Origin of the sequence: Kitasatospora sp. NPDC005751 (assembly GCF_040630835.1) — a bacterium.
In the GTDB taxonomy this organism is placed as follows: Bacteria; Actinomycetota; Actinomycetes; order Streptomycetales; family Streptomycetaceae; genus Kitasatospora.
The window spans coordinates 587,147-614,056 of the sequence record NZ_JBEXYC010000001.1; the positions used below are offsets into that span (position 1 = coordinate 587,147).

General features: G+C 73.8%; 25 protein-coding genes. 11 read left to right on the forward strand and 14 right to left on the reverse strand.

Translation table 11 applies throughout. From position 1 onward, the window contains the following. Positions 1-97: 97 nt before the first annotated feature. Positions 98-1,078 carry an SGNH/GDSL hydrolase family protein gene (locus ABZ497_RS02650; RefSeq protein ID WP_359802943.1) on the reverse strand — a complete coding sequence of 327 codons (981 nt, stop codon included), beginning with the start codon at positions 1,076-1,078 and terminating at the stop codon, positions 98-100. A gap of 144 nt (positions 1,079-1,222) precedes the next feature. Next, positions 1,223-2,167 (reverse strand): PAC2 family protein, encoded by a 945-nt coding sequence (locus ABZ497_RS02655; RefSeq protein ID WP_352289789.1) that lies wholly within the window; start codon positions 2,165-2,167, stop codon positions 1,223-1,225. 690 nt (positions 2,168-2,857) lie between these two features. Between ABZ497_RS02655 and ABZ497_RS02660 the strand changes: the two genes are divergently transcribed. Both ABZ497_RS02660 and ABZ497_RS02665 read left to right on the forward strand, forming a co-directional pair. After that, positions 2,858-3,586, forward strand: a complete 729-nt coding sequence (locus tag ABZ497_RS02660; RefSeq protein ID WP_329487531.1) for a GNAT family protein — start codon at positions 2,858-2,860, stop codon at positions 3,584-3,586. 183 nt (positions 3,587-3,769) lie between these two features. After that, positions 3,770-4,765, forward strand: a complete 996-nt coding sequence (locus tag ABZ497_RS02665) for a hypothetical protein (RefSeq protein ID WP_359802944.1) — start codon at positions 3,770-3,772, stop codon at positions 4,763-4,765. An 88-nt stretch (positions 4,766-4,853) separates the two neighbouring features. Here the strand turns inward: ABZ497_RS02665 and ABZ497_RS02670 are convergent, their stop codons facing one another. The 8 genes from ABZ497_RS02670 to ABZ497_RS02705 all read right to left on the reverse strand — a co-directional run bounded on the left by ABZ497_RS02670 (position 4,854) and on the right by ABZ497_RS02705 (position 14,018). Further along, a complete protein-coding gene (locus tag ABZ497_RS02670) occupies positions 4,854-5,171 on the reverse strand; it encodes a transcriptional regulator (RefSeq protein WP_359802945.1) in 318 nt (105 codons plus the stop codon). After that, positions 5,171-5,656 (reverse strand): hypothetical protein, encoded by a 486-nt coding sequence (locus ABZ497_RS02675; RefSeq protein ID WP_359802947.1) that lies wholly within the window; start codon positions 5,654-5,656, stop codon positions 5,171-5,173. Before ABZ497_RS02675 ends, ABZ497_RS02670 begins: the two co-directional genes overlap by 1 nt. A gap of 107 nt (positions 5,657-5,763) precedes the next feature. Continuing rightward, positions 5,764-6,303, reverse strand: coding sequence for a ribonuclease domain-containing protein (locus ABZ497_RS02680; RefSeq protein ID WP_359802949.1), 540 nt, complete (start codon positions 6,301-6,303; stop codon positions 5,764-5,766). A gap of 397 nt (positions 6,304-6,700) precedes the next feature. Further along, on the reverse strand, positions 6,701-9,409 hold the full coding sequence (gene ppdK, locus ABZ497_RS02685) for a pyruvate, phosphate dikinase (protein ID WP_359802950.1): 2,709 nt from the start codon (positions 9,407-9,409) through the stop codon (positions 6,701-6,703). 563 nt (positions 9,410-9,972) lie between these two features. Beyond that, positions 9,973-11,079, reverse strand: coding sequence for a tRNA dihydrouridine synthase DusB (dusB, locus tag ABZ497_RS02690; protein ID WP_329492091.1), 1,107 nt, complete (start codon positions 11,077-11,079; stop codon positions 9,973-9,975). 295 nt (positions 11,080-11,374) lie between these two features. Beyond that, the gene (locus tag ABZ497_RS02695; RefSeq protein WP_359802952.1) at positions 11,375-12,157 is read right to left on the reverse strand and encodes a DUF4097 family beta strand repeat-containing protein; all 783 of its coding nucleotides are present in this window, start codon (positions 12,155-12,157) and stop codon (positions 11,375-11,377) included. Positions 12,158-12,159: 2 nt separating this feature from the next. Then, positions 12,160-12,804 carry a response regulator transcription factor gene (locus ABZ497_RS02700; protein ID WP_352289806.1) on the reverse strand — a complete coding sequence of 215 codons (645 nt, stop codon included), beginning with the start codon at positions 12,802-12,804 and terminating at the stop codon, positions 12,160-12,162. Beyond that, positions 12,792-14,018: a histidine kinase gene (locus ABZ497_RS02705; protein WP_359802954.1), complete on the reverse strand. Its 1,227-nt coding sequence runs from the start codon at positions 14,016-14,018 to the stop codon at positions 12,792-12,794. The genes ABZ497_RS02700 and ABZ497_RS02705 overlap by 13 nt, the downstream gene beginning before the upstream one ends. A gap of 134 nt (positions 14,019-14,152) precedes the next feature. Between ABZ497_RS02705 and ABZ497_RS02710 the strand changes: the two genes are divergently transcribed. Next, positions 14,153-14,689, forward strand: a complete 537-nt coding sequence (locus ABZ497_RS02710) for a hypothetical protein (protein WP_359802956.1) — start codon at positions 14,153-14,155, stop codon at positions 14,687-14,689. 527 nt (positions 14,690-15,216) lie between these two features. Here the strand turns inward: ABZ497_RS02710 and ABZ497_RS02715 are convergent. Then, a complete protein-coding gene (locus tag ABZ497_RS02715) occupies positions 15,217-16,134 on the reverse strand; it encodes a helix-turn-helix transcriptional regulator (RefSeq protein WP_359802957.1) in 918 nt (305 codons plus the stop codon). Positions 16,135-16,376: 242 nt separating this feature from the next. On the opposite strand from ABZ497_RS02715, the gene ABZ497_RS02720 reads away from it, so the two are divergent. After that, complete coding sequence (locus ABZ497_RS02720; protein WP_359803006.1) at positions 16,377-17,750, forward strand: MFS transporter; 1,374 nt, start codon at positions 16,377-16,379, stop codon at positions 17,748-17,750. A gap of 92 nt (positions 17,751-17,842) precedes the next feature. Here ABZ497_RS02720 and ABZ497_RS02725 read toward each other — a convergent pair whose 3' ends face one another. Continuing rightward, on the reverse strand, positions 17,843-18,124 hold the full coding sequence (locus tag ABZ497_RS02725; RefSeq protein WP_359802959.1) for a hypothetical protein: 282 nt from the start codon (positions 18,122-18,124) through the stop codon (positions 17,843-17,845). Beyond that, positions 18,105-18,668 carry a sigma-70 family RNA polymerase sigma factor gene (locus tag ABZ497_RS02730; protein WP_359802961.1) on the reverse strand — a complete coding sequence of 188 codons (564 nt, stop codon included), beginning with the start codon at positions 18,666-18,668 and terminating at the stop codon, positions 18,105-18,107. Before ABZ497_RS02730 ends, ABZ497_RS02725 begins: the two co-directional genes overlap by 20 nt. Before the next feature lie 335 nt (positions 18,669-19,003). Here ABZ497_RS02730 and ABZ497_RS02735 point away from each other — a divergent pair, with 335 nt between their 5' ends. From ABZ497_RS02735 to ABZ497_RS02745, 3 genes are all read left to right on the forward strand, one after another. After that, entirely contained in the window at positions 19,004-19,489 is a 486-nt protein-coding gene (locus ABZ497_RS02735; protein ID WP_359803008.1) for an NADAR family protein, read from the forward strand. A gap of 121 nt (positions 19,490-19,610) precedes the next feature. Beyond that, on the forward strand, positions 19,611-20,735 hold the full coding sequence (locus ABZ497_RS02740) for a hypothetical protein (protein ID WP_359802962.1): 1,125 nt from the start codon (positions 19,611-19,613) through the stop codon (positions 20,733-20,735). 68 nt (positions 20,736-20,803) lie between these two features. Beyond that, positions 20,804-22,084: a hypothetical protein gene (locus tag ABZ497_RS02745; protein ID WP_359802964.1), complete on the forward strand. Its 1,281-nt coding sequence runs from the start codon at positions 20,804-20,806 to the stop codon at positions 22,082-22,084. An 89-nt stretch (positions 22,085-22,173) separates the two neighbouring features. Here ABZ497_RS02745 and ABZ497_RS02750 read toward each other — a convergent pair whose 3' ends face one another. After that, entirely contained in the window at positions 22,174-23,556 is a 1,383-nt protein-coding gene (locus ABZ497_RS02750; RefSeq protein WP_359802965.1) for a glycine--tRNA ligase, read from the reverse strand. A 190-nt stretch (positions 23,557-23,746) separates the two neighbouring features. On the opposite strand from ABZ497_RS02750, the gene ABZ497_RS02755 reads away from it, so the two are divergent. Genes ABZ497_RS02755 through ABZ497_RS02770 form a run of 4 tightly spaced genes read left to right on the forward strand, consistent with a single transcriptional unit; the run spans position 23,747 to position 26,866 of the window. Next, entirely contained in the window at positions 23,747-24,718 is a 972-nt protein-coding gene (locus ABZ497_RS02755; RefSeq protein ID WP_359802967.1) for a metal ABC transporter substrate-binding protein, read from the forward strand. A 17-nt stretch (positions 24,719-24,735) separates the two neighbouring features. Further along, positions 24,736-25,500: a metal ABC transporter ATP-binding protein gene (locus ABZ497_RS02760; protein WP_359802968.1), complete on the forward strand. Its 765-nt coding sequence runs from the start codon at positions 24,736-24,738 to the stop codon at positions 25,498-25,500. Beyond that, positions 25,497-26,420, forward strand: a complete 924-nt coding sequence (locus ABZ497_RS02765; protein ID WP_359802970.1) for a metal ABC transporter permease — start codon at positions 25,497-25,499, stop codon at positions 26,418-26,420. Before ABZ497_RS02760 ends, ABZ497_RS02765 begins: the two co-directional genes overlap by 4 nt. A gap of 35 nt (positions 26,421-26,455) precedes the next feature. After that, positions 26,456-26,866 carry a Fur family transcriptional regulator gene (locus tag ABZ497_RS02770; RefSeq protein WP_329487566.1) on the forward strand — a complete coding sequence of 137 codons (411 nt, stop codon included), beginning with the start codon at positions 26,456-26,458 and terminating at the stop codon, positions 26,864-26,866. The last annotated feature ends 44 nt before the right edge of the window (positions 26,867-26,910 follow it).

A 26,910-nucleotide genomic window follows, 5' to 3' on the forward strand; every position in this document is an offset into this window, starting at 1 on the left:
TGCCGCGCGCGAAGGGGTGCGGGCCGGGACGTGAACCCTGGCCGTCCGCCCGGGGCCGGTCCGGCCGGGTGCCGGACCGGCCCCGGCCGGCGGGGGCTCAGCCCCGGACGGCCTTCAACACGGCTGCCGCCACGCCCTCCTGGCCCCTGGCGTTGGGGTGGATCGCCGCCAGCCCGGGGGCCGGGAACGGCGGCTCCACCCAGCGGGCCGCCTCGCCGGCGCACATGTCGTGACCGGCCGAGGGCGCGGCCGCGTCCACGAAGACGGCGCCCGCCGTCTCCGCGCGCCGCTTGAGCATCGCGTTCAACTGCTGCTCCTTCTCGGCGATGAAGCCGAGGTCGGCCGCGGCCAGGGCCCGGCCGAGCACCGGTACGCAGCTCGCCGGGTCGGCCGGCAGCAGCACCGGGTAGCCGACCACGTAGACGCGGGCCTGCGGGGAGCGGCGCTTGACCTCCTGCAGCACCTGGCCCAGCCGTTCGCCGGCGGTGTCCACCTTGCGCTGCACCTGGTCGGCGGCGCCGCCGGCGGAGGCGTAGTGGTCCTTGCACGGCGCCGGCGCCCGCCCCGAGCCGATCAGGCTCTTCACCACGTCCGCCAGGTTCTCCTTGGCGCACTCGCCGACGACCTCCATGAACCCGGCGTCGTTGCCGCCGATCCCGACCGTGACCAGGCGGGTGGCCGGGGAGAGCGCGTCCAGCTGCGGCGGGTTGACCCCGCCGCCGTCGGTCTCCTGGGGGCCGGTGAGGTCCCCGGTGCGGGCACCGCTGCAGCTGACGTCCTTGAACCGGTCGTCCGCCAGGCCGAGGGCCTTCGCCACCAGGGACGGGTAGTTGACGGCCGAGCGGGCGCAGCCCCTCGGTTCGCCCACCTGCGGGGCGATCTTCAGCCCGGAGGTGTAGGAGTCCCCGAGGGCGACGTAGGGGCCGGTGGGGAGCGGGGTCGGGGTGGGGGTGGCCCGCACCGGCTCGGGGCCGCCCGGTGACCGGGCGGCGGTACCCGCGGCACCGCCGCTGCTGCAGGCTGCCAGCAGCAGCGCGGCCAGCCCGGTGGCCAGAACCGCGGTCGGGCGTGTGGACACGGACATGAAATCCCCCCGGGGGGCCGGAGCCGGCGACGCATCTCTTCACGGCGGCCCGTCCCCCGGGCACCTCACCGCCAACGAACGACGGCGCCCGAACTCTCCCGCCCGGGGCGGAGAGTCCGGCGGACGCCGGCGCGCGGACTACTCGGGGCCGCGCTCGTGCTCGGCCAGGAACTGCTCGAAGCGCCGGCCCAGCTCGTCCGCCGACGGCAGGTCGACCGGCTCGGCCAGCAGGCTCTCCCGGCCCTCCGCCCCCGCGACGGCGTCGTACTGGCCCTCCATGCCGCGGATCGCGGAGCGCAACTCGCCGTCCCCGTGGGCCAGCTGCTCCTCGATGTCGGCGTACACCTCGCCCACCCGCTCGCGCAGCCGGGTGCCCGGCAGCACCAGGCCGGTGGCGGACTGCACGGCCTCCAGGATCAGCACCGCGGCCGCCGGGTAGGCCGAGCGCGCCACGTAGTGCGGCACGTGCACGGCGAAGCCCAGCACGTCGTGCCCGGCCTCGGCCAGCCGGTACTCCAGCAGTGCCTGCGCGCTGCCCGGCACCTGGGCCTGCTCGAACCACTGCGGGTAGCCGGCGGCGAGGTCCAGCCGGGTGCCGTGCGGGGTCAGGCCGACCGGGCGGGTGTGCGGCACGCCCATCGGGATGCCGTGGAAGTCCAGCGTCAGCCGGACCTCGAAGCGCTCGACGAGCCGGCGCACGGCAGCGCCGAAGCGCTCCCACTCGACGTCCGGCTCGGGCCCGGTGAGCAGCAGGAACGGCGAGCCGGCCGCGTCGTGGACCAGCTGGAGGAGGATCTCCGGCGGCTCGTAGGAGGCCCAGTGCTCGCGGTCGAACAGCATCGCGGGGCGGCGGGCCCGGTAGTCCACCAGGCGGTCGTGGTCGAAGCGGGCCACCACCTGCGGCTCGCCCTCCTCCAGCAGGTGGGCGACCACCTGGCCGCCGGCCTCGCCGGCGTCCATGAAGCCCTCGAAGTGGTGGAGCAGCACCAGGCCCGCGCCGGTGTCGGCCAGCGCGGCCTTCGCCGCGGCCACGGCGGCCACGCCCTGCTGATCCAGCTCGTACAGCTCCTGGGGATCACGCACCGCGCACCCACACCCCGTTCTCTACTCGTCGACCGGTACCGGCTTGTCGTCGTCTCCAGCGTGCCGGACGCCGCCGGAATTCCCGCCGGCCGCGGCCGTCGCGCGGCCGCTTCCCCGGGGAACGCCCGGCGACCCGCCGGGGTGCCCCGGCGGCGCGCCGCGATGCCCTCCGGACCATGATCGCACCCGGCGGCAAACCCGCTGGTCACGGGTGCCCGAAGCCCCTCCTGGGCGGGCGTCCGGAAGGCCCGCGCGCCCATTCGTGTGCTGCGAGGTGACGCACCGCCTTCTGGCGGGTATCGTCCTCTCGCTGCCTCGCATCGCCGCGTCGTCGTCACGTCGTCCGTAACGCCGTCGATCACGTCCCGGCCCGGTGCTCGGCCAGTCACCCACGACGCATCTTGCCTTCATCTGGCCGCCTGCTCCCCTTCGCGCTCACGTTTCCTCTTCGGCCATCTCGCGGACGCACACTGTCCCCTCGCTCATCCCGCCGGACCGGTCCGTCGACCCGTGTCCGTTCCGGCACCGCGCTGCCCGCCTCCGGGCCGCCGCCCCCACCCCGTCCGACCGGTCCTCCGGCGTGCGCGGTCCCGGGCGGGCGGATTCCGGGGCCGGGGCGAACGTCCACGCAGCCCGAGCCGCACCCAGGCGCGGGACGCGCCCTCCGACCGATGAAGGACCGATGGTTCCGTGCCCGTACCTGTCATCCTCACCGGCCGCACCGTGCGGCTGGAGCCCCTTGCCGCGCACCATGCCGAGGCCATCGCCGAGGCCGGCGCCGAGGACCGTACGACCTACGCCTTCACCCCCGTCCCGCACGGCCTGGAGGCGGCCCGCGACTACATCGCGCGCGCTCTCGCCGACCGGGCCGCGGGCCGGGCGCTGCCGTTCGCGACGGTGAACCTCGCGGACGGCCGGGTGGTCGGCTCCACCCGGTTCCTCGAACTCGACTACTGGCAGGGCCCGGTCGTCTGGCCGCCGGTGCCCGGCGTGCCGTTCGGCGATCCGGCCACGGCCGTCCCGGACGCCGCCGAGATCGGCAACACCTGGCTCTCCCCGCGTGCCCAGGGCACCGGCGTCAACGCCGAGGCGAAGCTGCTGATGCTGCGGTACGCCTTCGAGGAGTGGCGGGTGCAGCGGATCTCGATGCGCGCGGACGCCCGCAACCTGCGCTCCCGGGCCGCGATCGAGCGCCTCGGCGCGACGTCCGAGGGCGTCCGCCGGGCCCACTCGCGCGGGCTGGACGGGGTGGTGCGCTCCACCGCGTTCTACTCGATCCTCGACTCCGAGTGGCCCGCCGTGCGGGACATCATCGAGCTGCGGATCGCCGCCGCCACCTCGCCGAGCGCCCCGGAACGCGCGATCAACCAGGAGTGCCTTAGACACGGCGGCGGTGCTGGGCAGCTGATCACCGCCTGACCGGCGGCCCGCCGGTCGCGGCGTGCCCCAGCAGCCGGGCCAGCAGCCCGGGGCCGGCGTGGAGGGAAGTCATCGCGGCCAAGCCCACCCGGCCGGCCGGCGCCGCGTCAACCCGATTGGCGGCCCGCTCCCCCGACGGGCGATGTTTCGCATACCCCCGACCCGGGCGGGAAGCACCCCGGCATGACCCGCACGGACCTCCTCGACCCCCTGCTGCTGCTCGGCGCCGACCAGCAGCACATCGTCACCCGGGCACAGCTGCGCCGGCTCGGGGTGCCGTCCGGCACCATCGCGCACCGGCTGCGGCCCGGCGGGCCCTGGCAGCAGGTGCTGCCCCGGGTGATCTGCCTGCAGAGCGGGCGGCTGACCCCGCATCAGCGGTTGCGCGCGGCGCTCGCGTACGCGGCGCCGAAGGGGCGGTCGGCGCGGCCCGGCGAGGTGCTGCTGACCGGGGAGGCGGTCCTGACCTCGGCCGGGCTGCCGTCCGCCGGGCACCCGGCGGACCTCGGGGACGTCGACGTGCTGATCGCGGGCCCGCGCCGGGTCTCGGACCGGGGCTTCGTCCGGATCCACCGGGCCGCCGGGCCGCTGCCGGGCGGGTTCGAGCGGGACGACGGGCTCTGGAGCACGACGGTCGCCCGGGCCCTGGCCGACCTCGTACCGCGGGAGGGCGGTCGGCGCCGGTTCCGGGCGCTCTGCGCGGAGGCGGTCCAGCGGCGGCACTGCGATCTCGGCGAGCTGCTGGACCAGTTGCTCACCCGGCCGGGGGCACTCGCACTGCCGCAGGTCGCCCAGGCGGTGGAGGACCTCACCGCCGGAGTGCGCTCGGTCGTCGAGGGCGAGGCCCGTGAGCTGGTCCGCGGGGCCGGCCTGCCGGAGCCGCTCTGGAACCCGGTGCTGTTCCTGGACGGGCGCTTCCTCGCCGTCCCCGACGCCTACTGGCCGCAGGCCTGCGTGGCACTGGAGATCGACTCCCGGGCCTGGCACCTGCGCCCGGCCGACCACGAGCGCGGGCTGGCGCGGGCCAACCGCCTCACCGCCGCCGGACTCCCGGTCGTCCGCGCCACGCCGGTGCAGCTGCGGCGGGAGCCGGAGCCCGTGCTGCGGGAGCTGCGGACCCTGCTCGCCACCGGCCCGCACGGGCCGCACGCGCGGATCGGCTGGCGGCGGGCCCGGTAGGGCGGCGGGCCTGCGGGGGCGGCGGTGTGCGGGCGTAGCGACTTGCGGGCGTACCGGTGGGCGGGCGCGGTCCGGTCGGCGCGTGGGCTCAGGCCGGGTCGTGGGCGGCGCCGGCGGACTCGGCCGCGGCCACCAGCCGCTGGAGTTCGGCGAGGTGGGCGGCCAGCGCCTTGCGGCCGGCCTTGGTGGCGCCGAGCCAGGTCCGCGGACGCTTGCCGACGTACCCCTTCTTCACCACCACGTATCCGGCCTCCTCCAGGGCGGCCGCCGCCTTGCTGAGCGTCGAGTCGGAGACCTCGCAGTGGTCCCGGACGGTGGCGAACTCGGCCTCGGTGCAGGCGCTCAGGAAGGCCAGCACGATCAGCCGGGTCGGGTGCTGGAGCAGTGGGTCGAGCGCGGCCGGCATCAGCGGGCCGCCGGCATCCGGCGGATCGACGCGGTGAGCCGGTCCGTGGCCACCCAGAAGGCCGCGCCCGCCGCCAAGCCCGCCGCCGCGCCCATCCAGCGCGCACCGCCGCCCGCCAGCCAGGCGAGCAGCAGGGCGGCCAGGCCCACCAGGATCACCGCGAGGACGGCCAGGACCACCGGCCGACCGATGCCGGGCGCCATGCGGTGCACGATGCCGCCCTGGTTCACGGCGACCCGGGCCAGCGCACCCGTCAGGGCGGCGAAGAGCGCCCCGAACAGCCCGCCCAGCCAGCCCATCCCGGCTCCGATCGCCTGTCCGACGCCGGTGCCGTAGACGGTGAACGCCACCGCGAAGGCCGGTCCGTACCAGCCGGGAAGGCGGCCCGGTGCCTGGGCGGCGGCCCTGGCCCGGTCGGCCAGGCGCAACGCCTCGGCGGCGGGCAGGTCGGCGGCGGACGGGTCGGCGGGTTCGGCGGCGTTCATGGATCCCCCTGGAGTGCCCGGGGCCCCCGTGGGCGCCCCGGCGTTACTGGTACTTCCACTATGGCATCTACTTTCCAATGCGGAAAGTACTTTCCAGAGCCGATGACTCAGCAGCGGGCGTCGATCTCCAGGAAGGAGCCGTAGTGGTCGGCCGTCCAGTACTGCTCCCCGGTACCGCCGGTGACGACGCGTCGGGCGCCGCGGTCGCCGGAGCCCGGGGTCACGACGGTGTACTCGTGGTAGTAGCCGGAGGCCTTGCGCGGGAGGCGGTTCTCCCGGTTCTCGAAGACGATGCCGTCCGAGCGGTACGGGTAGGGGCCGCCCTTGGCGATCAGGCCGAGGGTGTCGACGGCCTGGGCGGGCAGCTTGGTGCGGCAGACGTCGGCCAGCGCGGGGTCGGTGGGCACCCAGCCGCCGGCCGGGGCCGGGGTGGTGCCGGCGGGCGGGGAGGACTTCGGAGCGGAGGGCTTCGGGCCGGTGGCGCTCGCTCCGGTGGCGCTTGCTCCGGTGGCGCTTGCTCCGGTGGAGGCGGCGACGGTGGCTTTCGGGCTGTCCGCCCCGTCGTTCGAGAGCTGGCACCCGGCGAGCGCGGCGAGCGCGCAGAGGAGGACGGCCACCAGGACGAACAGGCGGTTCTTGCTGGTCATGCGCTCCAGCTTGGCAGCCGGCCGGGCCGTGGCCGGCCAGCCACACGCGTGGCCGCGGCCACACCCGCGGCCGCTCGTCGGGTGCGACGGGCGGGCGGCGCGGGTGGGCAGAGGAACGGCATGGCGGACCGGACGGGCAGACCCGGGCGGCCGGGCGGGCAGACCTTCGGGCAGAGTCCCCGCGGTTGCCCGCCGTTGCCCGCCGTTCCCCGCGGGTCTTCCGCACAGACAGACGAGCGGGGCGGGAACGGACGCCATTGTCCGTTCCCGCCCCGCTCGCGTTACGTACGCCGGTTCTCCTGCGCCGAGCTCCGGTGTACGCCCTCCCCGGTGGGAGGGGGTGCGGTCAGCGACCGCGTCGGCGGCGCCCCGGCCGATGCCTGGCCGGGGCTCCGCGTCAGCGCGAGTCGCTGCCCGCCGTCTCGATGGCGGCGCGGCCTGCCTCCAGGCGCGCCACCGGGATCCGGAAGGGGGAGCAGGAGACGTAGTCCAGCCCCACCTCGTGGAAGAAGTGCACCGACTCCGGGTCGCCGCCGTGCTCGCCGCAGACGCCCAGCTTGAGGTCGGGGCGGGTGGCCCGGCCGGCCTCGACGGCGTGCTTGACCAGCGCGCCGACACCGTCGCGGTCGATGGTCTCGAACGGGGAGACCCCGAAGATGCCCTTCTCCAGGTAGGCCGTGAAGAACGAGGCCTCCACGTCGTCCCGGGAGAAGCCCCAGACCGTCTGGGTGAGGTCGTTGGTGCCGAAGGAGAAGAACTCGGCGGCCTCGGCGATCTGGCCGGCCGTCAGGGCGGCCCGGGGCAGCTCGATCATGGTGCCGAGCTTGATGTCCAGCTGGACGCCGGTGGACTGGGCGACCTCGGCCAGCACGCGATCGCACTCGTCGCGAACCAGCTCCAGCTCCTGGACGGTGCCGACCAGCGGGATCATCACCTCGGGGCGGGGGTCCCCGCCGGCCAGCTTGCGCTCGGCGGCGGCCTCGGCGATGGCCCGCACCTGCATGCCGAACAGGCCGGGGATGACCAGGCCGAGGCGGACGCCGCGCAGGCCGAGCATCGGGTTCTGCTCGTGCAGCTTGTGCACCGCCTGGAGCAGTCGCAGGTCGTTCTCGTTCGGGTCCTTGCGGGCCTCGGCGAGGGCGACGCGCACCGAGAGCTCGGTGATGTCCGGCAGGAACTCGTGCAGCGGCGGGTCGAGCAGGCGAACGGTGACGGGCAGCCCGTCCATCGCCTGGAAGAGCTCCAGGAAGTCGCCCTTCTGCAGCGGCAGCAGGGTGGAGAGCGCGGTCTCGCGGTCCTTGTCGTTGTCCGCCAGGATCAGGTGCTCGACCTCCTTGCGGCGCTCCTCGCCGAGGAACATGTGCTCGGTGCGGCAGAGGCCGATGCCCTGGGCGCCGTAGCGACGGGCGCGGCCGCCGTCCTCGGAGTTGTCGGCGTTGGCCCGCACGGCCAGCCGGCGGCGGCCGTCGGCGTGCGACATCAGCCGGTGCACGGCCTGGACGAGACCGCCCTGGACGTCGGCGCCGGCGTGCAGGGTGCCCTCGAAGTACTCGACCACCGGGGACGGCAGGACGGGTACCTCGCCGAGGTAGACCTTGCCGCTCGCACCGTCGATGGAGACGATGTCGCCCTCTTCCAGCACCAGGCCGTCGGAGGTGGTCATCCGGCGGCGCTTGGTGTCGACCTCCAGCTCCTCGGCACCGCAGACACAGGTCTTGCCCATGCCGCGGGCGACGACGGCGGCGTGCGAGGTCTTGCCGCCGCGCGAGGTGAGGATGCCCTCGGCGGCGATCATGCCGTCCAGGTCGTCCGGGTTGGTCTCGCGGCGGACCAGGATGACCTTCTCGCCGGACCGGGACCACTTGACGGCGGTGTAGGAGTCGAAGACCACCTTGCCGATCGCGGCGCCGGGCGAGGCGGCCAGGCCCCAGGCGATCTGCTTGGACTCGGCGTTCGGCGCGAAGCGCGGGAACATCAGCTGGGAGAGCTGACCGCCGGTGACCCGCATCAGGGCCTCGTCCAGGTCGATCAGGCCCTGGTCGACCAGCTGGACGGCGATCCGGAAGGCGGCGGCGGCGGTGCGCTTGCCGACCCGGGTCTGGAGCATCCAGAGCTTGCCGCGCTCGATGGTGAACTCGATGTCGCAGAGGTCGCGGTAGTGGTTCTCGAGCTTCTGCATGATCGTCATCAGCTCGTCGTACGACTTCTTGTCGAGCTGTTCGAGATCGGCGAGCGGCAGGGTGTTGCGGATGCCGGCGACGACGTCCTCGCCCTGGGCGTTGGAGAGGTAGTCGCCGTAGACGCCGACGGCGCCCGTGGAGGGGTCGCGGGTGAAGGCGACACCGGTGCCGGAGTCCTCGCCGAGGTTGCCGAACACCATGGAACAGACGTTGACGGCGGTGCCCAGGTCGTTCGGGATGCGCTCCTGGCGGCGGTAGAGCCGCGCGCGGTCGCCGTTCCAGGAGTGGAAGACGGCGTGGATGGCGAGGTCCATCTGCTCGCGCGGGTCCTGCGGGAAGGCCCGGCCGGTCTCGCGCTGGACGATGCCCTTGAACACCTCGACCAGTTCCTGGAGGTCGGAAGCGTCCAGGTCCAGGTCGTTGACAGTGCCCTTGGCGTGCTTGGCCTCGTCCAGGGCCTCCTCGAACAGCTCGCCGTCGACGCCCAGCACGGTCTTGCCGAACATCTGGACCAGGCGGCGGTAGGAGTCCCAGGCGAAACGCTCGTTGCCGGACTGCGCGACCAGACCGACCACCGAGGTGTCGGAGAGGCCGATGTTCAGGACGGTGTCCATCATGCCGGGCATGGAGAACTTGGCCCCGGACCGGACCGAGACCAGCAGCGGGTCGTCGGCCTGACCGAGCTGCTTGCCCATCTCCTGCTCAAGGGCGTCCAGGTGGGCGCTGATCTCCTTGTGGAGGGAGGCGGGCTCGCTGCCGGTCTCCAGGAAGACCTTGCAGGCCTCGGTGGTGATGGTGAACCCCGGAGGGACGGGGAGGCCCAGGTTGGTCATCTCGGCCAGGTTCGCGCCCTTGCCGCCGAGAAGATCCTTGAGGTCCTTGTTTCCTTCGGTGAAGGAGTAAACAAACTTCTGCTGGGACGGCACGGGTCGGTCTCCTCGCACACGGTTGCCCTGACGCCGGAGAACATACCCATTTCGAAGGCGCTTCTGCGCCGCCAATAGGCCGTATGAGGCCGGTACCCAGTGGTAACCCAACAGATCGAATGCACGTAAAGGCGTTCACCTCTGTTGGTGAAATCGTCCGGATGACGCGAGCATTCCTTCAAGTCTTGAACTCAAGGAAACAGGAAGATCACACGAGAGGGACGCAGGGTAGCGGTCGACGGTCCAGCCTGTTGCCCCGGCTTGATTTCCTGCACCCCGAGCACCCGATCCCGCGCCACCCCCTTCGGGAAGCGATTCCCTGCCGACCTGTCCATTTCGCCACCTGAAGGGCCGTCAGTCGCCACCGTATGTGGCAAGCGTCACGGACGCATCTCGCCCGTCGGGCGTAGGTCTCCTCCGCCGATCGTCGCACTGCGTCCGGATTCGTGCTCTTTCCGTGATGCTCGTCCACCAAAAAGGAGCCCTCTTGTCCAGATGGGACAAGAGGGCTGGGACGCGGTGGCGAGGGGTCGCCGAGCGCCATTTTTGCCGAAGCGGCCAGATCAACCGCCAGAGGTGTCCGATTCGGCGTCTGCGCTGGGAAGAGCGCAGTCATACGGATCGTCCAACCAGCCTTCCGGCAGAACCACCCGGTTGTTGCCGCTCGTACGCCCGCGCGGCCCGTCCGCGCCGGCCGGCCAGAGCTGCGACTGCTCCACCATGGACAGGGTTTCGGCCAATTCGGCCAAGGAGGAGGAGTTCGCCAGCTTCACCCGCAGCTCGGAGCCGACCGAGAAGCCCTTGGTGTACCAGGCGACGTGCTTGCGGAAGTCGATCACGCCGCGGGTCTCGTCGCCCAGCCACTCCCCGAGCAGCTGCGCGTGGCGCACCATCGCCCGCGCCACGTCAGCGAAGCTCGGGCGGGCGTAGTCGACCTCGCCCTCGAAGATCGAGACCAGGTCCTTGAACAGCCACGGCCGGCCGAGGCAGCCGCGCCCGACCACCACCCCGTCGCAGCCGGTCTCGCGCATCATCCGCACCGCGTCGTCCGCCGACCAGATGTCGCCGTTGCCGAGCACCGGGATGTGCGCCGGGACGGACTCGCGCAGCCGGGCGATCGCCGACCAGTCCGCCGTGCCCCCGTAGTGCTGGGCGGCGGTGCGCCCGTGCAGGGCGATGGCGGCCACGCCCTCCTCGGCGCCGATCCGGCCCGCGTCCAGGTAGGTGAGGTGGTCGTCGTCGATGCCCTTGCGCATCTTCATGGTGACCGGAAGGTCCCCCGCGTTCGCCACGGCCTCGCGCAACAGCTCGCGGAGCAGGTTGCGCTTGTACGGCAGCGCCGAGCCGCCGCCCTTGCGGGTCACCTTGGGGACGGGGCAGCCGAAGTTGAGGTCGATGTGGTCGGCCAGGCCCTCGTCGGCGATCATCCGGGCGGCCTTGCCGACGGTCACCGGGTCCACTCCGTACAGCTGGATCGAGCGCGGCTTCTCGCTCGCGTCGAACTTGATCAGCTGCATGGTCTTGGCGTTGCGCTCGACCAGGGCCCGGGTGGTGATCATCTCGCTCACGTACAGGCCCTTGCCGCCGCTCTGCTCGCGGCAGAGGGTGCGGAAGGGTGCGTTGGTGATGCCGGCCATGGGTGCCAGGACGACCGGCGGCCACACCCGCATCGGGCCGATCGTCAGCGGCGCGAACTCGGAGCTGGTCGCGGGCGCGGCGGCGGCCGCGTTCGCGGCGGCGGGTGCCGTGGCGGGCGCGGGCGCGGATGCCGTGGCGGACGCGGTGGTGTCGAGCGGGGCTGTCATGCGCGGCTGACCTCGTGGACGGGGGCTCGGGACTCTTCATTGTCCCCCACCGCGCGCCGGGGCCGGTCGGCGCTGCTCACCGGGCCCTTCCGGGGGCCGGGCGGTGGGCCGTTGGCCGTTGGCCTTCGTCCGTCGGCCCGCGTCCGTCGGCCCTTGTCCGTCAGCCCGCCGCGGTGACGATGCGCACCGAACCCGACGTAGTCACCACCCGGACGGTGTCGGAGCTGGTGGAGTCGGCCAGCTCGGGGTCGATGTGGCGGTCGCCCGGACCGGCGGCGCCGCTGAAGTCGAAGGCGTACCGGGAGCCCTTCGGGAGTCCGATCGCCACCGACCCGGAGGTGGCACCGGCGTCCACCAGCTGCGGCGGCCGCACGAAGCCCAGGTCGATCTCCCCGGAGAAGGCCCTCACCTCCACCCGCGGCGACCCGAGGCCGGCGGCCTTCAGCTCCCCGGAGGTGGTGCGTGCGTACAGCTGTCCGGAGAGCCCGGTCAGCCGGATCGCGCCCGAGGTCGCGGTGAGCCGGACGTCCCCGGTGAGGTCCCGGACCTCCAGGGCACCGGACGTCCCCCCGCCGGACACCGAGGCCGCGGCCGGTACCTCCAGATCGATCGAGGCGCCGCAGCCGACGTCCACCGCCGGCAGCAGCTGGTTGCAGCGCATCCGGACGGTGAGGACGTCCCCCTGGAAGATCGCCGAGACCGTGGGCTTGCGGACCGTCCAGTCCAGGTACTGCCTCATCGTCACCCGTCCGGGGACGCCCGGCTTGATCCGGACCTCCGCCGTCCCGGTGTCCAGCTCCACCCTGGTCACCGCGACCTGGTAGGAGTGCTCGGACACCGCCTTCTGCTGCACCACCACCGCCCAGGTCTGGACGGCGCCGAACAGCATGGCGAAGGCCAGCGTGAGCGTCCCGGTGATCTGCCAGGCCCGACGTGCGCCCACGGCTACCCGACCTCCAGGAACCGCAGCACCGCGAGCACCCGGCGGTGGCTGTTGTCGGCCGGCGGCAGTTCGAGCTTGGTGAAGATCGAGTTGATGTGCTTCGCCACGGCGCTGTCGCTGACCACCAGGGCGGCGGCGATCGCCGCGTTGGAGCGGCCCTCCGCCATCAGGCCGAGCACGTCCCGCTCGCGCGGGGTCAGCTTCTCCAGCGGATCGCGGTGGCGGCGGACCAGCAGCTGGGCGACCACCTCCGGGTCCAGCGCGGTGCCGCCCTCGGCCACCCGCTGGAGGGCGTCCACGAAGTCGTCCACATTGGCCACCCGCTGCTTGAGCAGGTAGCCCACCCCACTGGTGTTCGTGGCCAGCAGATCGGCCGCGTACCGCTCCTCGACGTACTGCGAGAGCAGCAGCACCGCGACCTCCGGCCACTGCCGGCGGATCATCAGTGCGGCCCGGACGCCCTCGTCGGTGTAGTCGGGCGGCATCCGGACGTCCGCCACCACCACCGCCGGACGGTGCTCCTCGACCGCGGCGAGCAGCGCCTCGGCGTCCCCGACCGCGGCCGCCACCTCGAAGCCCACGGCCTCCAGGACCTTGACCAGACCGACCCTCAGCAGGACCGAGTCCTCGGCGATCACAGCACGCACGGCAACTCCACGGTGATGGTGGTGGGGCCCCCGAGGGGGCTCAGAACGGACAGCGTGCCGTCGACCGAGGCGGCGCGCTTGCGCAGCCCGGTCAGGCCGGTACCGCGCGCGGCGTCCGCGCCGCCGACACCGTCGTCGCTGACGACCAGGCGCAGCCGGCCGCCCGCCGTGCGCACCGAGAGGTCGACCCGGGAGGCACGGGCGTGCTTGGCGACGTTGGTCAGCGCCTCGGAGACGGTGAAGTAGGCGACCGCCTCGACGGTCGGGGCGACCGGCTCGGTCAGGGCGACGTCGACGCGCACCGGCAGCGGCGAGCGGGCGGCGATGCCGGACAGCGCCGCGTCCAGGCCGCGGTCCTCCAGAACGGCGGGGTGCAGTCCGCGCACGAGGTCCCGCAGTTCGTCGATGGCGGCCTGGGCCTCCTCGTGCGCGTCCACTATCACCTGCATGACGTCGGGCGGGGCGTGTTTGAGGGTGCGCCGGGCCAGGCCCAGGTTCATCGCCAGCGAGGTGAGCCGCTGCTGGGCGCCGTCGTGCAGGTCGCGCTCGATCCGGCGGCGCTCGGCGTCGACGGCGTCGACCAGGCCGGCCCGGCTCTCGGCGATCTCCTCGACCCGGCGCTCCAGGGCCTCCGCCCGGCCGGGGCCGAGCAGCCGCAGGGCCGTCCACTCCTCCAGCCGGGCCAGCAGGACCGTCGCCCACGGCAGGACGAGGAGCAGCAGCACGCCGCCCACGGTGATCGCGACGTCCAGCGTGACCAGCTGCCCGCGGACCGGGCTCGACGACGGCATCAGCCACGTCCAGCCGTAGACGGTGGCCATCACCAGGCCCGCGCCCCAGGCGTAGAGCAGCCCGACGGCGCCGAGCGCGAGCAGCGGGCCCGCGAGCAGGTGGTAGCCGACCTGACGCCAGCTCACCCCCGTGCGCAGCCCGGTCAGCGGACCGGCCGAGGTCCGGACCGGACGGAGCAGCGGCGGCACCTCGACCCCGCGCAGGGCGCGCAACCGGCCGCGCTGGGCCGTCGTCAGCAGGCGCATGCCGGCCAGGCTCAGGCCGAGGACCAGCAGGAACACCTTGAGGTAGAGGACGGCCAGCCAGATCGGCGCGGCCAGTGGGACGCCGGCGGCTATGAACCGGGTGTCGCGCCAGACGGCCGCCCACAGCGGCCGCCCGGCGCTCCTGGCGAGCGCACGGCGCAGCGGGGTGGAGGGCATGACGGACAGCGTAGGGCGCGAAGATCGACGGCCGCCATGAAGGGGAGTGGAGACCTGGGGTGTAGCTGGGTACACCCCTGATTCGGTGTGGTGCACTACCGACAGCGAGCGCCGTCCACGGAAGTCTTGACGGCATGACGAGCACTCCTTCGCACCCCACCACCGCGCCGCACCCGCGGCCCGCCGCCGGTCTCGGCGACGCCGGCGCCGCGTGGGCGCGGCCGGTCGGCCCGCTCGGGTCGGCGGGCCCGCTCGGGCTGCTCGGGCCCTGGTCGGTGCGGGGCGTCCCGGCGTCCCGGGGGCGGGCCGCGCTGGAGGTGTACGAGCACGGCGAGTTGGTCGACGTCGTGGTCGCGGCCCGGCTCGCCCCGGAGCTGCTGCGCGGCGCCCGGCGGTACCCGGCCATCGGCGCGCGGGAGTCGTACGGGCTGGTCTGGGGCCGGCTGCCGCAGGGCGGCCCGGTGCCCGCCGTGGGCTTCACCGCCGGGCGGCTGCGCCGGGCGGTGCGGCGGGCCGGGGTGGTCGAGGCAACCGAGGTGGTCACGGTGGCCGGGGAGTTCTGGCTCGCCTGGGCGCGGGGCCCGTTCGGCGGCGTCCTGGTGGAGCACCCCACCGGCCGGGTGCGGCGGTCGCTGGAGCGGGTCCGCACGCCCGGCCGGAGCGCACGGTGAGCGCCGCCGTCCTGCCGGGAGCCCGGCCGACGTCGTTCACCTGGCCGGCTCTGCGCATCCGGCCGACCCGGCTGAGCCGGCCGACCGCCCCGGCGCTGCCCGGCTGGGCTCCGCAGGTGCCCGCCCTGGCGGCGCTGGCCCTGCTGCCCTGGCTGGCCGTGCTGGTGCTCTGCCACGAGACCGTCTGGGTCGTCCTCGACCTGGGCGAGCTGAGCGCCCTTCTCTGGCTGGACGCGCTGCTGCGCCGCCGCAGTCCGGCCGCGCTCGGGCCCGCCCGCGTGGTGGCGCTGCTGCTCGCGGGCGACGCCCTGGCCGACGTCGGCACCGCCGGACGCGGGCTGCCGCTGCTCGCCGCCCTGGTGATGGCCTGCGGTGTCGAGCTGCCGCTGGCCGTCCTCTGCCTGGCACTCGGTCGGAGCGCGGCAGCTGCCGAGCCGGTGTCGGGGCCGGTACCGGGCGCGACGGGCCGGCTCGGCGGCGGCCGGGCCCGACGGGCGGTACGGCGGGTGGTCCGACGGCCGTCCGGGTCAGAGGCCGTCCGCCATGAGGGCCATCCGTGCCCGGGTCTCCTCGTCCCTGGGGGTGTAGGCGATCAGGCGGGTGCTGGGGCGGGGCCCGAGCCAGAAGCTCGTGTAGTCGCAGTGCAGCAGCCCGACCCCCGGGATGAGGAACTGCTTGAGTCCGTTGCCGGGCCGCTGGACGTCGTGCCGCTGCCAGGCCGCCTCGAAGTCCGGCGAGGCCTTGCGCAGCCGGGCGAGCAGTGCCTTCCAGGCCGGTTCGGCGGTGTGGTCCGCCATGCCCGACCGGAACCGGGCCACCATTCCCTCGCGCTCCTGCTCGTGGTTCACCAGCACGTCCCGGAAGCGCGACGGTGTGAACGCCATCCAGACCAGGTTCCGCTCCTCGAACGGCAACTCGTCGACGTTCCCGACCAGGTGGGTGTAGGAGGGGTTGTGCGCCAGGATGTCGTACCGGGCGTTGATCACCGCCGCCGGCATCGGCGCCATCTGCTCCAGCACCAGCCGCACCGCCGGGGTCACCGTCGGGCACTCCAGCACCGGAGCGGGGTCCTCGGCGGCCGCCAGGGCGAACAGGTGCGACCGCTCGGCCGGATCGAGCCGCAGGGCACGGGCGACGGCGTCCAGTACCTGGGTGGAGACCTGGATGTCCCGGCCCTGCTCCAGCCACGTGTACCAGGTGACCCCCACGGCGGCGAGCTGCGCGAGCTCCTCGCGGCGCAGCCCCGGCGTCCGGCGGCGGCCGGTCGTCGGCAGGCCCACCTGCTCCGGTGCGATCCGCTCGCGGCGGCTGCGCAGGAACGCCGCCAGCTCGTGCCGTCGGGCCTCGGCGGCGAGCGGGGTCGACGGAGCGGCTGCGGGGCTCGCGGTCGCGGTCGCCCCGGCGGACGCGGTGGTGCTTCGGACGGACGCGGTGGTCAGGCTCATGGACTCAGCATGCGCCATGCGGGAGCCGGGTGCCAGGTACTTCTGATACCTGGATAAGCACACTCTGGTACCAGGTTGTCGGACGGAAGATCGTATGACCCGTGACCCAACAACTCGCCGTCGCCACGACCACCACCACTGCCGCGTCAGCCCGCCCCACCGGCTCCACCACGGCCGGTACCACCACCGGTAGCACCACCGCCTCTGCCGCCTCCGGCACCCCCTCGCCGAGCACCGCTTCGATCGGCACCGCCGGGCTGGTCACCGTACTGCTCGGGGCGTTCCTGCCGATGCTCGACTTCTTCATCGTCAACGTCGCCCTGCCCACCATCGACCGCGACCTCGCCGCCGGCCCCGCCGTGCTGGAGCTGGTCGCCGCCGGGTACGGCATCGCGTTCGCCGTCCTGCTCGTCCTCGGCGGCCGGCTCGGCGACATCTTCGGCCGCCGACGGCTCTTCGTGGTCGGCGCCGCCGCGTTCGCCCTCACCTCGCTCGCCTGCGGGCTCGCTCCCGGGGCCTGGTCGCTGGTCGCCGCCCGCGCCGCCCAGGGCGCCTCGGCTGCCCTGATCGTCCCCCAGGTCCTCGGCACCATCACCGCCGCCACCCACGGCGCCCGCCGCGCCCACGCGCTCAGTGTCTACGGCGCGGTCGCCGGGATCTCGGTGGTGGTCGGCCAGGTGCTCGGCGGGATGCTGGTCGCCGCCGACGTCCTCGGCACCGGCTGGCGCTCGGTCTTCCTGCTGAACGTCCCGTTCGCCCTGCTCGCCCTCGTCCTCGCCCTCCGGTACGTGCCGGAGAGCCGCTCCCCGCAGGCCGCCCGGGTGGACGTCCTGGGCACCCTGCTGCTCACCGCGACCATGCTCGCCCTGCTCGTCCCGCTGATGGAGGGCCGCGCCGCCGGCTGGCCGCTCTGGTCCTGGGTGCTGCTCGCGCTCTCCCCGGTGTTCGCGGTCGCCTTCGCCCTGGTCGAGACCCGCGCCGAACGCCGGGGCGCCACCCCGCTGGTGCCGCCCAGCCTGCTGCGGATCCCCGAGATGCGGCGCGGGCTCGGCATCGCCCTCCCCTACTTCGGCGGCTTCGGCGGCTTCATGTTCGTGATCGCGATCGCCCTCCAGCAGGGCCTGCGGCTCGGCCCGGTGGCGGCCGGCTGGGCGCTCGTCCCGATGGCCGTCGGCTACTTCGGGGCCTCGCTCGCCGGCCCCCGGCTGATCGGCCGCTTCGGCAGCCGGGTACTGACCGCCGGCGCCGTCGTCCAGGCGCTCGGCCTGGCCGCCCTGATCCTGACGGTGCTCGCCGACTGGTCGCACTTCTCCCCGCTGCGGATGGCCCCCGGGGTCGCGCTCGCGGGCATCGGGCAGGGCCTGATCGGCACCCCGCTGTTCCGGGTGGTCCTCTCCAAGGTGCCCGCCGACCGCGCGGGCGTCGGCAGCGGCGTCCTCGCCACCAGCCAGCAGTCCAGCCTGGCCCTCGGCGTGGCCACCCTCGGCAGCCTCTACCTGGCCCTCGCCCCGACCGTGGGCATGGACCGCGCGCTGGCCCTCTGCCTCGCCGTCCAACTGCTCGGCTCCTTCAGCATCCTGTACCTGACCACCCGGCTCCCCCGCTCCATCGGGTGACCCCGGACGGCCGGGTCACGACCGGCTCCCGCACAGCCCGCGCGCCCGCCCGCGAAGTCGCGGTCGGGCGCGCTCGGGTGCGCGGGGCGTCGTCAGCCGGACCCGGCGACCCTCAGCCGGCACTGGCCGTCCGCCGTGCAGGAGCGCTCCAGGCGGCCCCGCGAGACGGTCTGGATCAGCCCGATCGTCCAGCACATCGGGCATCCGCGCAGGGCGAGCACGCCGATCGGGAGGAGCAGCAGCGCGGCCGGCCCCACCACCGGGAGCAGCGCGAAGGCGCCGATCAGGCCGCCGAACCCCACCGCGCCGCGCACCAGGTGGCGGGGCAGGGACGCACTCGCGAAGTCGGGTCGATCACTCACCGATGCCTCCAAGGACGGTCTCGGGCGCGGCCCGCAGCTCGCAGCGGACGGCCGATCGCGCCCGGTGCAGTCGTGACTTCATCGCCGCGCCGCTCAGCCCCAGCGCGTCGGCGACCGTCCGCCCGTCGAGGCCCTGGATGTCCCGCATGACCAGCACCCGCCGCTGGTCGGCCGGGAGCGCGGCGATCGCCGCCGCCACCCGCCCGGCCTCCAGGCGTCGCAGCACCTCCTCCTCGGCCGACAGCACGGTGTCGTCCCCCGACGGCGCGGGGTCGCGCCGCAGTACCCGCGCCCGGCGCAGGCACTCGTTGCGCACGATGCGGAACATCCACGACGCCAGCGCACCGGAGGCCCGCAGCATCCCGATCTTGCGGTACAGGATGATCAGCGCCTCCTGCGCCGCGTCCTCGGCATCCTCCGGCGAGGCGCACAACGTCCGGGCGAACCGCCGCACATGCGGGTGCGCCCCCGACACCAGCGCGGCGATCGAGTCGACGTCCCCCCGCTGCGCCGCGTGGACCAGGCGCTCCCCCGGCCAGCCCCCCGCGTCAGCCACGGCCCCGCCCCCGCTTCCTCATCACGACCACGGTGCAGGTGCACAGCAGCAACAGCGCGACAGCCACGGCGATGCCAACGATCACGAGAACCTCCCAGTCCGGTCCGACCCTTTCGTCGGAGACATTCATAAGAGGCACGCCCCCGCGCAAAGGATTCAGCCCCGTTCCCGGAGCCGGTCACGGGCGGACCGCCCCGATCAAATCACTGGCACCACGGGCCCCTTTACGTCAGGATGACGATATGAGCAGCATGGAGCAGGGGAACCCCCTCGACACCCGCAACCGGGCCGAGCTGGTGGCGGCCGTCGCCTCCGGCGCCGAGCCGAAGTGGCTGATGTTCTGGGGGCATCAGCCGCAGCAGGACGGTTCGGTCGGTCAGGGGGCGCTGAGCCAGTGGTGGCCGTCCCCCTTCACCGTGGACGGCGTGACGTACGCGAGCGCCGAGCACTGGATGATGGCCGGGAAGGCCCGGCTGTTCGGCGACGAGGCGATCGTGCCGCGGATCCTCGCCGCCCGGACCCCGGCCGAGGCGAAGAAGCTGGGGCGCCAGGTGCGGGGGTTCGACGAACCCACCTGGGCCGCCGGGCGGTTCGAGCTGGTGGTGACGGGCAATGTCGCCAAGTTCGGGCAGGACGACGCCCTGCGCGACTACCTCCTCGGCACCCGGCAGCGCGTCCTGGTCGAGGCCAGCCCGGTGGACCGGCTCTGGGGCATCGGTCTCGCCGCCGATGACGAACGGGCCGCCCGACCGGCCGACTGGCGCGGGGAGAACCTGCTCGGCTTCGCCCTGATGGAGGCCCGCACCCGGCTGGCCCGGTGAGCATCGCGAGCGCCACGAGCAGGACGGGCATGACGAGCACGACGAGCGCCACGAGCGCCACGAGAACGACGAGCACGACGAGCACGACGAGCCGGAGAAGCGCGACCCGCCGGAGGAGCCGATGAGCACGATCGCCCCGGCCCTGGACGCCACGGCGGTGCTGTCGGTGGGCGCCGCGCTCGCCCTCACCCCGAGGGTGCTGCGGCGGGAGGTCCGGCCCGGGCGCGGGGGAGCGCCCGGGCCGGAGGCGTTGTTCGCCGCCGTCGTGGCGCTGATCCTCCTCAACCAACTGGCCTTCGCCGTCTACGTCCAGCGCGTGCACGACGGCAGCACCGCGTTCGTGGCGCGCTACCTGCCCCCCGGATGGTTCGCCGTGCCCCGCGGCAACCCGTTCGTCGACTGGGTCGCCGCCCACACGCCCGCACCCGAGCTGCTCGCGCCGTCCGTGCTGCGCGTCCAGGCCTTCCTCGAACTCCCGCTCGTCCTGCTGGCCTTCCTCGCCGTGCTGCGCCGGCTCGACCGGCAGCTGTACGTCCGGGTGGCCCGCTCACCGCTGCTCCCGCTCGCCGCCGCCTCGTTCACCGTCGCGTTCTGCGCGGTGGAGTGGGAGCTGCGCAACCCGTACACGGTGGACGACCTGGTCATCCGGGTCGTGTCGGCGCTGGTCACCGCGCCGCTGCTCGCCCGGATCGCGGGGCGGGAGGCGGACACCGCGCCCCGCTCCCCCGGGCCGCTCGTCCTCGCGGTCGAGCTGTGGGCCTTCGGCTCCCTGATGCTGGCCCTCTACGACACCGTGCTGCTCTACAACCTCTCCCGGCTCGGCGAACGGCTCACGGGCATGATCACCGCGGTCGCCGTGCTCGGCGCGACCCGCGTCCTGGCGGCGAAACGGCCCGGCGCCCCGGCCGGTCCCCGCGTGGCCGCGCTCACGGACTCCCTCGGCCGGGGCCTCGCGCTCTTCCTCGTCCCCGCCCTCGCCCTCCGGTACGCCGGGAGCTTCGGCACGCCCCGGCTGGCCGCCGCGGCGGGCGCCGCGGTGCTGATCGCCGCCGTCGGCCGGCGCGCGGGCCGGCTCGTCCTGCCCGCTGCCGTCGGCGCGGGGGCGGGATACCTGGCCGTCCGGTGGTCCACCGACCCGTACTTCGAGGCGGCTCTGCTCCGGGCGGGCGTCGTCGGCTTGCTCACCGCCGGTGCCGTCTGCGCGGTCCTGGACGGCAGTCGCAAACATTTCGACGCACTCCCGTAACTCTGTCGCCGTATACCGACGCCAGGATGACCCGCAGTCAGGGTCGAGATGGACAGGGTGCGGCGATCATGCGGATACGGCACACGGAACAACCCCCGGCTCAGCACAGCGGCGAGAGCGAACAGGACGCGCTCGACCTCCGTGCCGAGCTGGACGAATTACTGCGAGCCCGGCAGTACGCCAACCAGCGCGAACGGCGGCTCGCCGAGGCCGTGCGGGCCGTCCCGGAGCGGCAGCGGCCGGACGCGGAACTGCTGCGGCAGCTGGCCCAGGCGCGGACGCTGCGCGAGGGGCTCGGCACCCGCTGCCTGGAGCTCAGCGAGCAGTTGACCGCGCTGGAGGACCGGCTGCGCCAGCCGCCGGTCCGCAATCCGGTGCCCCGGCAGCCCACCGGCGCCCGCTTCGGGGGCGTGCGGGGGGAGGAGGAAGGAGCGCACGCCCCGTCGGCGCGCCGAGCCGCTCCGCCGCCACCCGCCACCGGGGCCCGGTTCGGCGCCCCGCGGTCCCGCCCCGAGGAGGCCGGCGAACCGACCCCGCCCCGGACGGTCCCGGCGCCCCAGCCACCGCCCGCGCCCGAAGAGCCACCGGAACCGCCCCGGCGCCGCTCCCCCGCCGAACTGACCGCCCTCGCCGAGCGGATCACCGCTCTGCACCGCCAGGGCGCCACCCAGGAGATCACCTCCCTGCTGGGCCAGGCCGCCGCCCTGCTCCTCCCGCTCGACACCGCCCGGCTGGCCGGTCTGCTCGCCCGCGGCGGCCCGCCCGACGCCTCCGTCCAGCTGGCCCGCGGCGCCGCGGCCGGCACTCCGACACAGGCCGCCAGCACCCTCGCCGAACTGCGCTCCGCCGGCCTGGCCCAGGAGGCGACCGAACTGTTCCACGCCCTCTGGGCCTACCCGGCCGACGCGCTGCCGGCCCTGCTGGTGGCCCTGGAACGGGCCGGCCAGCACGCGGACAGCGCCACCCTGCTCTGGGAGTGGGGCTCCGCGCCCACCGCCGAGCTGGCCGCCCTCGCGGCCGGGCTGGAGCGGGCCGGCCGCTCCGAGGACGCCCGGACGCTGCTGCGCCAGGCCGCCGGCCGGCCCGCCGCCGAACTCACCGACCTGGCCGGCACCCTGCCGGAGCCACTGTCCGGCGTCCTGCTGCGCGACCTCGCGGCGCTGCGCCCGCCGGCCGAACTCGTCCGGCTCGCCACCGCGCTCGCCCCGCACCGGCGGCTCTACGACGGCCTGCTGGCCGCCCTCCTGGAGGACGAGGGCCGCCACCGCAGCACCCTCGCCTCGCTGCGCGGCGCCGGCCTGCCGACCGCCCCGGCCGGCCCGCCGCGCTCCCGCTGGGGCCGCCGGTAGGCCGGGGTCGGCGAGCCGGACGCGGGGAGCCCCCGCCCGCCGGAAGGCGGACGGGGGCTCCTTCGGCGCGACGGCCGGGTGTGCTGCGGTCAGCAGCCGATCAGCCGCGCGGCCAGGTACGACTTCACCTGGTCGAGCGAGACGCGCTCCTGCGACATGGTGTCGCGCTCGCGCACGGTCACCGCGTTGTCCTCAAGGGTGTCGAAGTCGACGGTGACGCAGAACGGCGTGCCGATCTCGTCCTGGCGGCGGTAGCGCTTGCCGATCGCGCCCGCGTCGTCGAACTCGACGTTCCACGCGGTGCGCAGGTCGGCGGCCAGGCCGCGGGCCTTCGGCGAGAGGTCGGCGTTGCGCGACAGCGGCAGCACCGCGACCTTGACCGGGGCCAGCCGCGGGTCCAGCCGCATGCCGACGCGCTTCTCCAGGACGCCCTTGGCGTTGGGCGCCTCGTCCTCGAAGTAGGCGTCGATCAGGAAGGCCAGCATGGCGCGGTTGAGGCCCGCCGCCGGCTCGATGACGTACGGGAAGTACCGCTCGCCGGACTCCTGGTCGAAGTACTTGAGGTCCTGGCCGGAGGCCTGGCTGTGCACCGTGAGGTCGTAGTCGGTGCGGTTGGCGACGCCCTCCAGCTCGGAGAACTCCTGGCCGCCGAAGTTGAAGCGGTACTCGATATCCACCGTGCGCTTGGCGTAGTGGGACAGCTTCTCCTTCGGGTGCTCGAAGAAGCGCATGTTCTCGGTCCGCAGGCCGAGGTCGACGTACCAGTCCCAGCGCTGCTGGAGCCAGTAGTCGTGCCACTGCTCGTCCTCGCCCGGCTTGACGAAGAACTCCATCTCCATCTGCTCGAACTCGCGGGTGCGGAAGATGAAGTTGCCGGGGGTGATCTCGTTGCGGAAGCTCTTGCCGGTCTGGGCGATGCCGAACGGCGGCTTCTTGCGCGAGGTCGTCTGGACGGCCTTGAAGTTGGTGAAGATGCCCTGCGCCGTCTCCGGGCGCAGGTAGGCCAGGCCGCCCGCCTCCTCGGTGACGCCGAGGTGCGTCTTCAGCATGCCCGAGAACTCCCGGGGCTCGGTGAAGGAGCCCTTGGTGCCGCAGTCGGGGCAGTTGATGTCCTTGAGGCCGTTCGCCGGCGGGTAGCCGTGCTTGGCCTCGTACTTCTCCTCCAGGTGGTCGGCCCGGTGGCGCTTGTGGCAGGAGAGGCACTCGGTCAGCGGGTCGTTGAAGGTGGCGACGTGACCGGAGGCCTCCCAGACCTCACGGGCCAGGATCACCGACGAATCGAGCCCGACGACGTCCTCACGGGCCTGGACCATCGCGCGCCACCACTGGCGCTTGATGTTCTCCTTCAGCTCGACGCCCAGCGGCCCGTAGTCCCAGGCGGCACGCGTGCCGCCGTAGATCTCGCTGCAGGGGTAGACGAAGCCACGGCGCTTGCTCAGGCTGACGATCGTGTCGATCTTGTCGGCGGCCACAGTGCTCTCTTCAGTACGACGGCACGGTCAGGGCACGGCTGGTTGCGCGTACCCGAATACCTCAGGTTACCGGCCATACGGGTACGGGGTTCAAATCGGTATCGCCCGGCCCAACCCAATCATCACCATCCACCGTTCACCCGTCCGAGTGATTTGACAATCATTTCCATCTAACCTGAGAATGGTTGTCATGATGATCCGACGACCTACCCGCACCGTTCTCGCCCTGACCGCGACCACCCTCGCCGGCACCCTCCTGCTCACCGCCTGCGACGGGGACGGCGGTGCCAAGGGCACGGACGGCAAGCTGGGCGTCGTCGCCTCGTTCTATCCGATGGAGTTCCTCGCCTCGCAGATCGGCGGCGAGCACGTCAAGGTCACCACCCTGACCCCGGCCGGCACCGAGCCGCACGACCTCGACCTCACCGCCAAGCAGGTCGCGAGCGTCAAGAAGGCCGACGCTCTGCTCTACCTCAAGGGCCTCCAGCCGACCGTGGACAAGGCGGTCGCCGACTCCGGCGCCAAGCACGTCGTCGACGCCACCGCCGCCAGCCCGCTGGTCGACCACCACCTCGGCGAGGGCGAGGAGGGCCACGCCGAGGGCGACGGCCACCAGCACGACGGCGCCCCCGGCGACCCGCACATCTGGCTCGACCCGACCCGCTACGCGGCGGTCGCCCAGAGCGTCGGCGCCGAGTTCGCCAAGGCCGACCCGGCGCACGCGGCCGACTACCGGAAGAACACCGACGAACTGGTCGGCAAGCTCACCACCCTGGACCAGCGGTTCCGGGACGGCCTCAAGGACGCGAACACCAGGACCTTCGTCACCAGCCACGCCGCCTTCGGCTACCTCGCCGAGCACTACGGCCTCACCCAGGTCGCCATCAACGGCGTCGACCCGGAGTCCGAGCCCACCCCGGCCCGGCTGGCCGACGTCCAGAAGGCCGCCAAGGACAACGGCGTCACCACGATCTTCTTCGAGACCCTGGTCAGCCCCAAGCTCGCGGAGACCGTCGCCAAGGACCTCGGCCTCCGGACCGCGGTGCTGGACCCGCTGGAGGGCGTCAAGGACCCGGCCAAGGACACCTACCTGACGGTGATGGAGCAGAACCTCGCCAACCTGCGGGCCGCGCTCGGCACGGCCGGCGCCACCACCAGCTGAGGGGACGACAACACGCCATGACCCACCCGATACCCCCGGCCGTCCGCCTGCACGACGCCATCGCCTCGCGCGGCGGCAGGCCGGTGCTGCGCGGCGTCGACCTCACGGTGCAACCCGGCGAGGTGGTCGCCCTGCTCGGCGCCAACGGCTCCGGCAAGTCCACCACCGTCAAGGCCGTCACCGGCGCCGTCCCGCTGGAGCACGGCAGCCTGGACCTGTTCGGCATCCCGTTCGCCAAGTTCCGTGCCTGGCACCGGGTCGGCTACGTGCCGCAGCGCACCACCGCCGCCTCCGGCGTGCCGGCCACCGTGCGCGAGGTGGTCTCCACCGGGCGGCTCCCGCAGCACCGGCTGCTGCCCTTCCGCCGCCGGGACCGGGACGCGGTGGACCGCGCGCTGACCGCCGTCGGCATGCTGGACCGGGCCGGGGACGGCGTCGCCGACCTCTCCGGCGGCCAGCAGCAGCGGGTGCTGATCGCCCGCGCCCTGGTCGGCACCCCCGACCTGCTGATCATGGACGAGCCGATGGCCGGAGTGGACGCCACCAGCCAGCAGGTGCTCGCCGACACCCTGCGCGCCGAGGTCGGACGCGGCGCGGCCGTGCTGCTGGTACTGCACGAACTCGGGCCGCTGGAGCCGCTGATCGACCGCGCCGTGGTGCTGCGCGACGGCTGCGTCGCGCACGACGGCCCGCCCGTCCCCAACACCGGCCTGCACGCCCTGCCCGGCCACGACCACGTCCATCCGCACGCCGACCACACCCCGCCGAGGCTGCTCGCATGACCGAGATGCTCTCCTACGACTTCATGCAGCGCGCCCTGCTCGCCGCCGTCCTGGTCGGCATCACCGCGCCGGCCGTCGGCATCTACCTGGTGCAGCGGCGCCAGGCACTGCTGGGCGACGGCATGGGCCACGTCGCGATGACCGGGGTCGGCCTCGGCTTCATCTTCGACACCAGCCCGGTCTGGATGGCCGTCCTGGTCTGCGTCCTCGGCGCCGTCACCATGGAGCTGGTCCGCTCGCGCGGCAACCAGCGCGGCGACATCGCCCTCGCCATGCTGTTCTACGGCGGCATGGCCTGCGGCAAGCTGCTCGTCTCGAAGTCCGCCCAGGCCGGCGCCGGCAGCCTGGAGAGCTACCTCTGGGGCTCCATCCTGACCGTCGCCCCCGCCGACCTCGTCACCATCGGCATCCTCGGCGCCGTGGTCATCGGCGTCACCGTGGGCCTGCGCCGCCAGCTCTTCGCGATCTGCCAGGACGAGGACTTCGCCCGGGTCACCGGCCTGCCGGTGCGCCTCCTCAACCTGCTGCTCGCGGTGATGGCCGCGATCACCGTCACGGTCGCCATGCGGGTCGTCGGACTGCTGCTGGTCAGCGCGCTGATGGTGGTCCCGGTGGTGGCCGCCCAGCAGCTCACCCGCTCCTTCGCCGCCACCCAGGCCGCCTCGATCGGCCTCGGCGTCCTGGTCTCGCTGGCCGGCGTCACCGGCTCCTACCAGCTCGACGTCCCCTCCGGACCGGCCATCGTGCTGCTCGCCATCGCGGTGTTCGCGGTGTTCAGCGCGATCGCCGCACCGCTGGCCCGCCACCGGCACCGGACGGCGAAGGCCGACCCCGGCCCCGCGGTCTGCGACGTCCAACTGCCCGGGCAGAGCGCGTCCGACGCGACCACTCCGGACCGGAGGGCGGGGCTGGCACAATGAGGTGCGAGATGCCCACACCCCCAGGAGGACCCACGGTGACCACCGCAGGCCCGTCGCCGCGCGCCCGCTCGACCCGGCAGCGAGCCGCCGTCTCGGCGGCCCTGGACGAGATCGAGGACTTCCGCAGCGCGCAGGAGCTCCACGACATGCTCAAGCACCGAGGCGACTCGGTGGGTCTGACCACGGTCTACCGCACCCTGCAGTCGCTCGCCGACGCCGGCGAGGTCGACGTGCTGCGCACCGCCGACGGCGAGGCCGTCTACCGCCGCTGCAGCAGCGGGCACCACCACCACCTGGTCTGCCGGCACTGCGGCGCGACCGTCGAGGTGGAGGGACCGGCCGTCGAACGCTGGGCCAACTCGGTAGCCGCCGAGCACGGGTTCAGCGACATCGCCCACACCCTGGAGATCTTCGGGACCTGTGCGGAGTGCGCCAAGAAGGCCTGATCCGGCCGCGCCGAAGGGCCCGTGGGAGCTGGCTCCCACGGGCC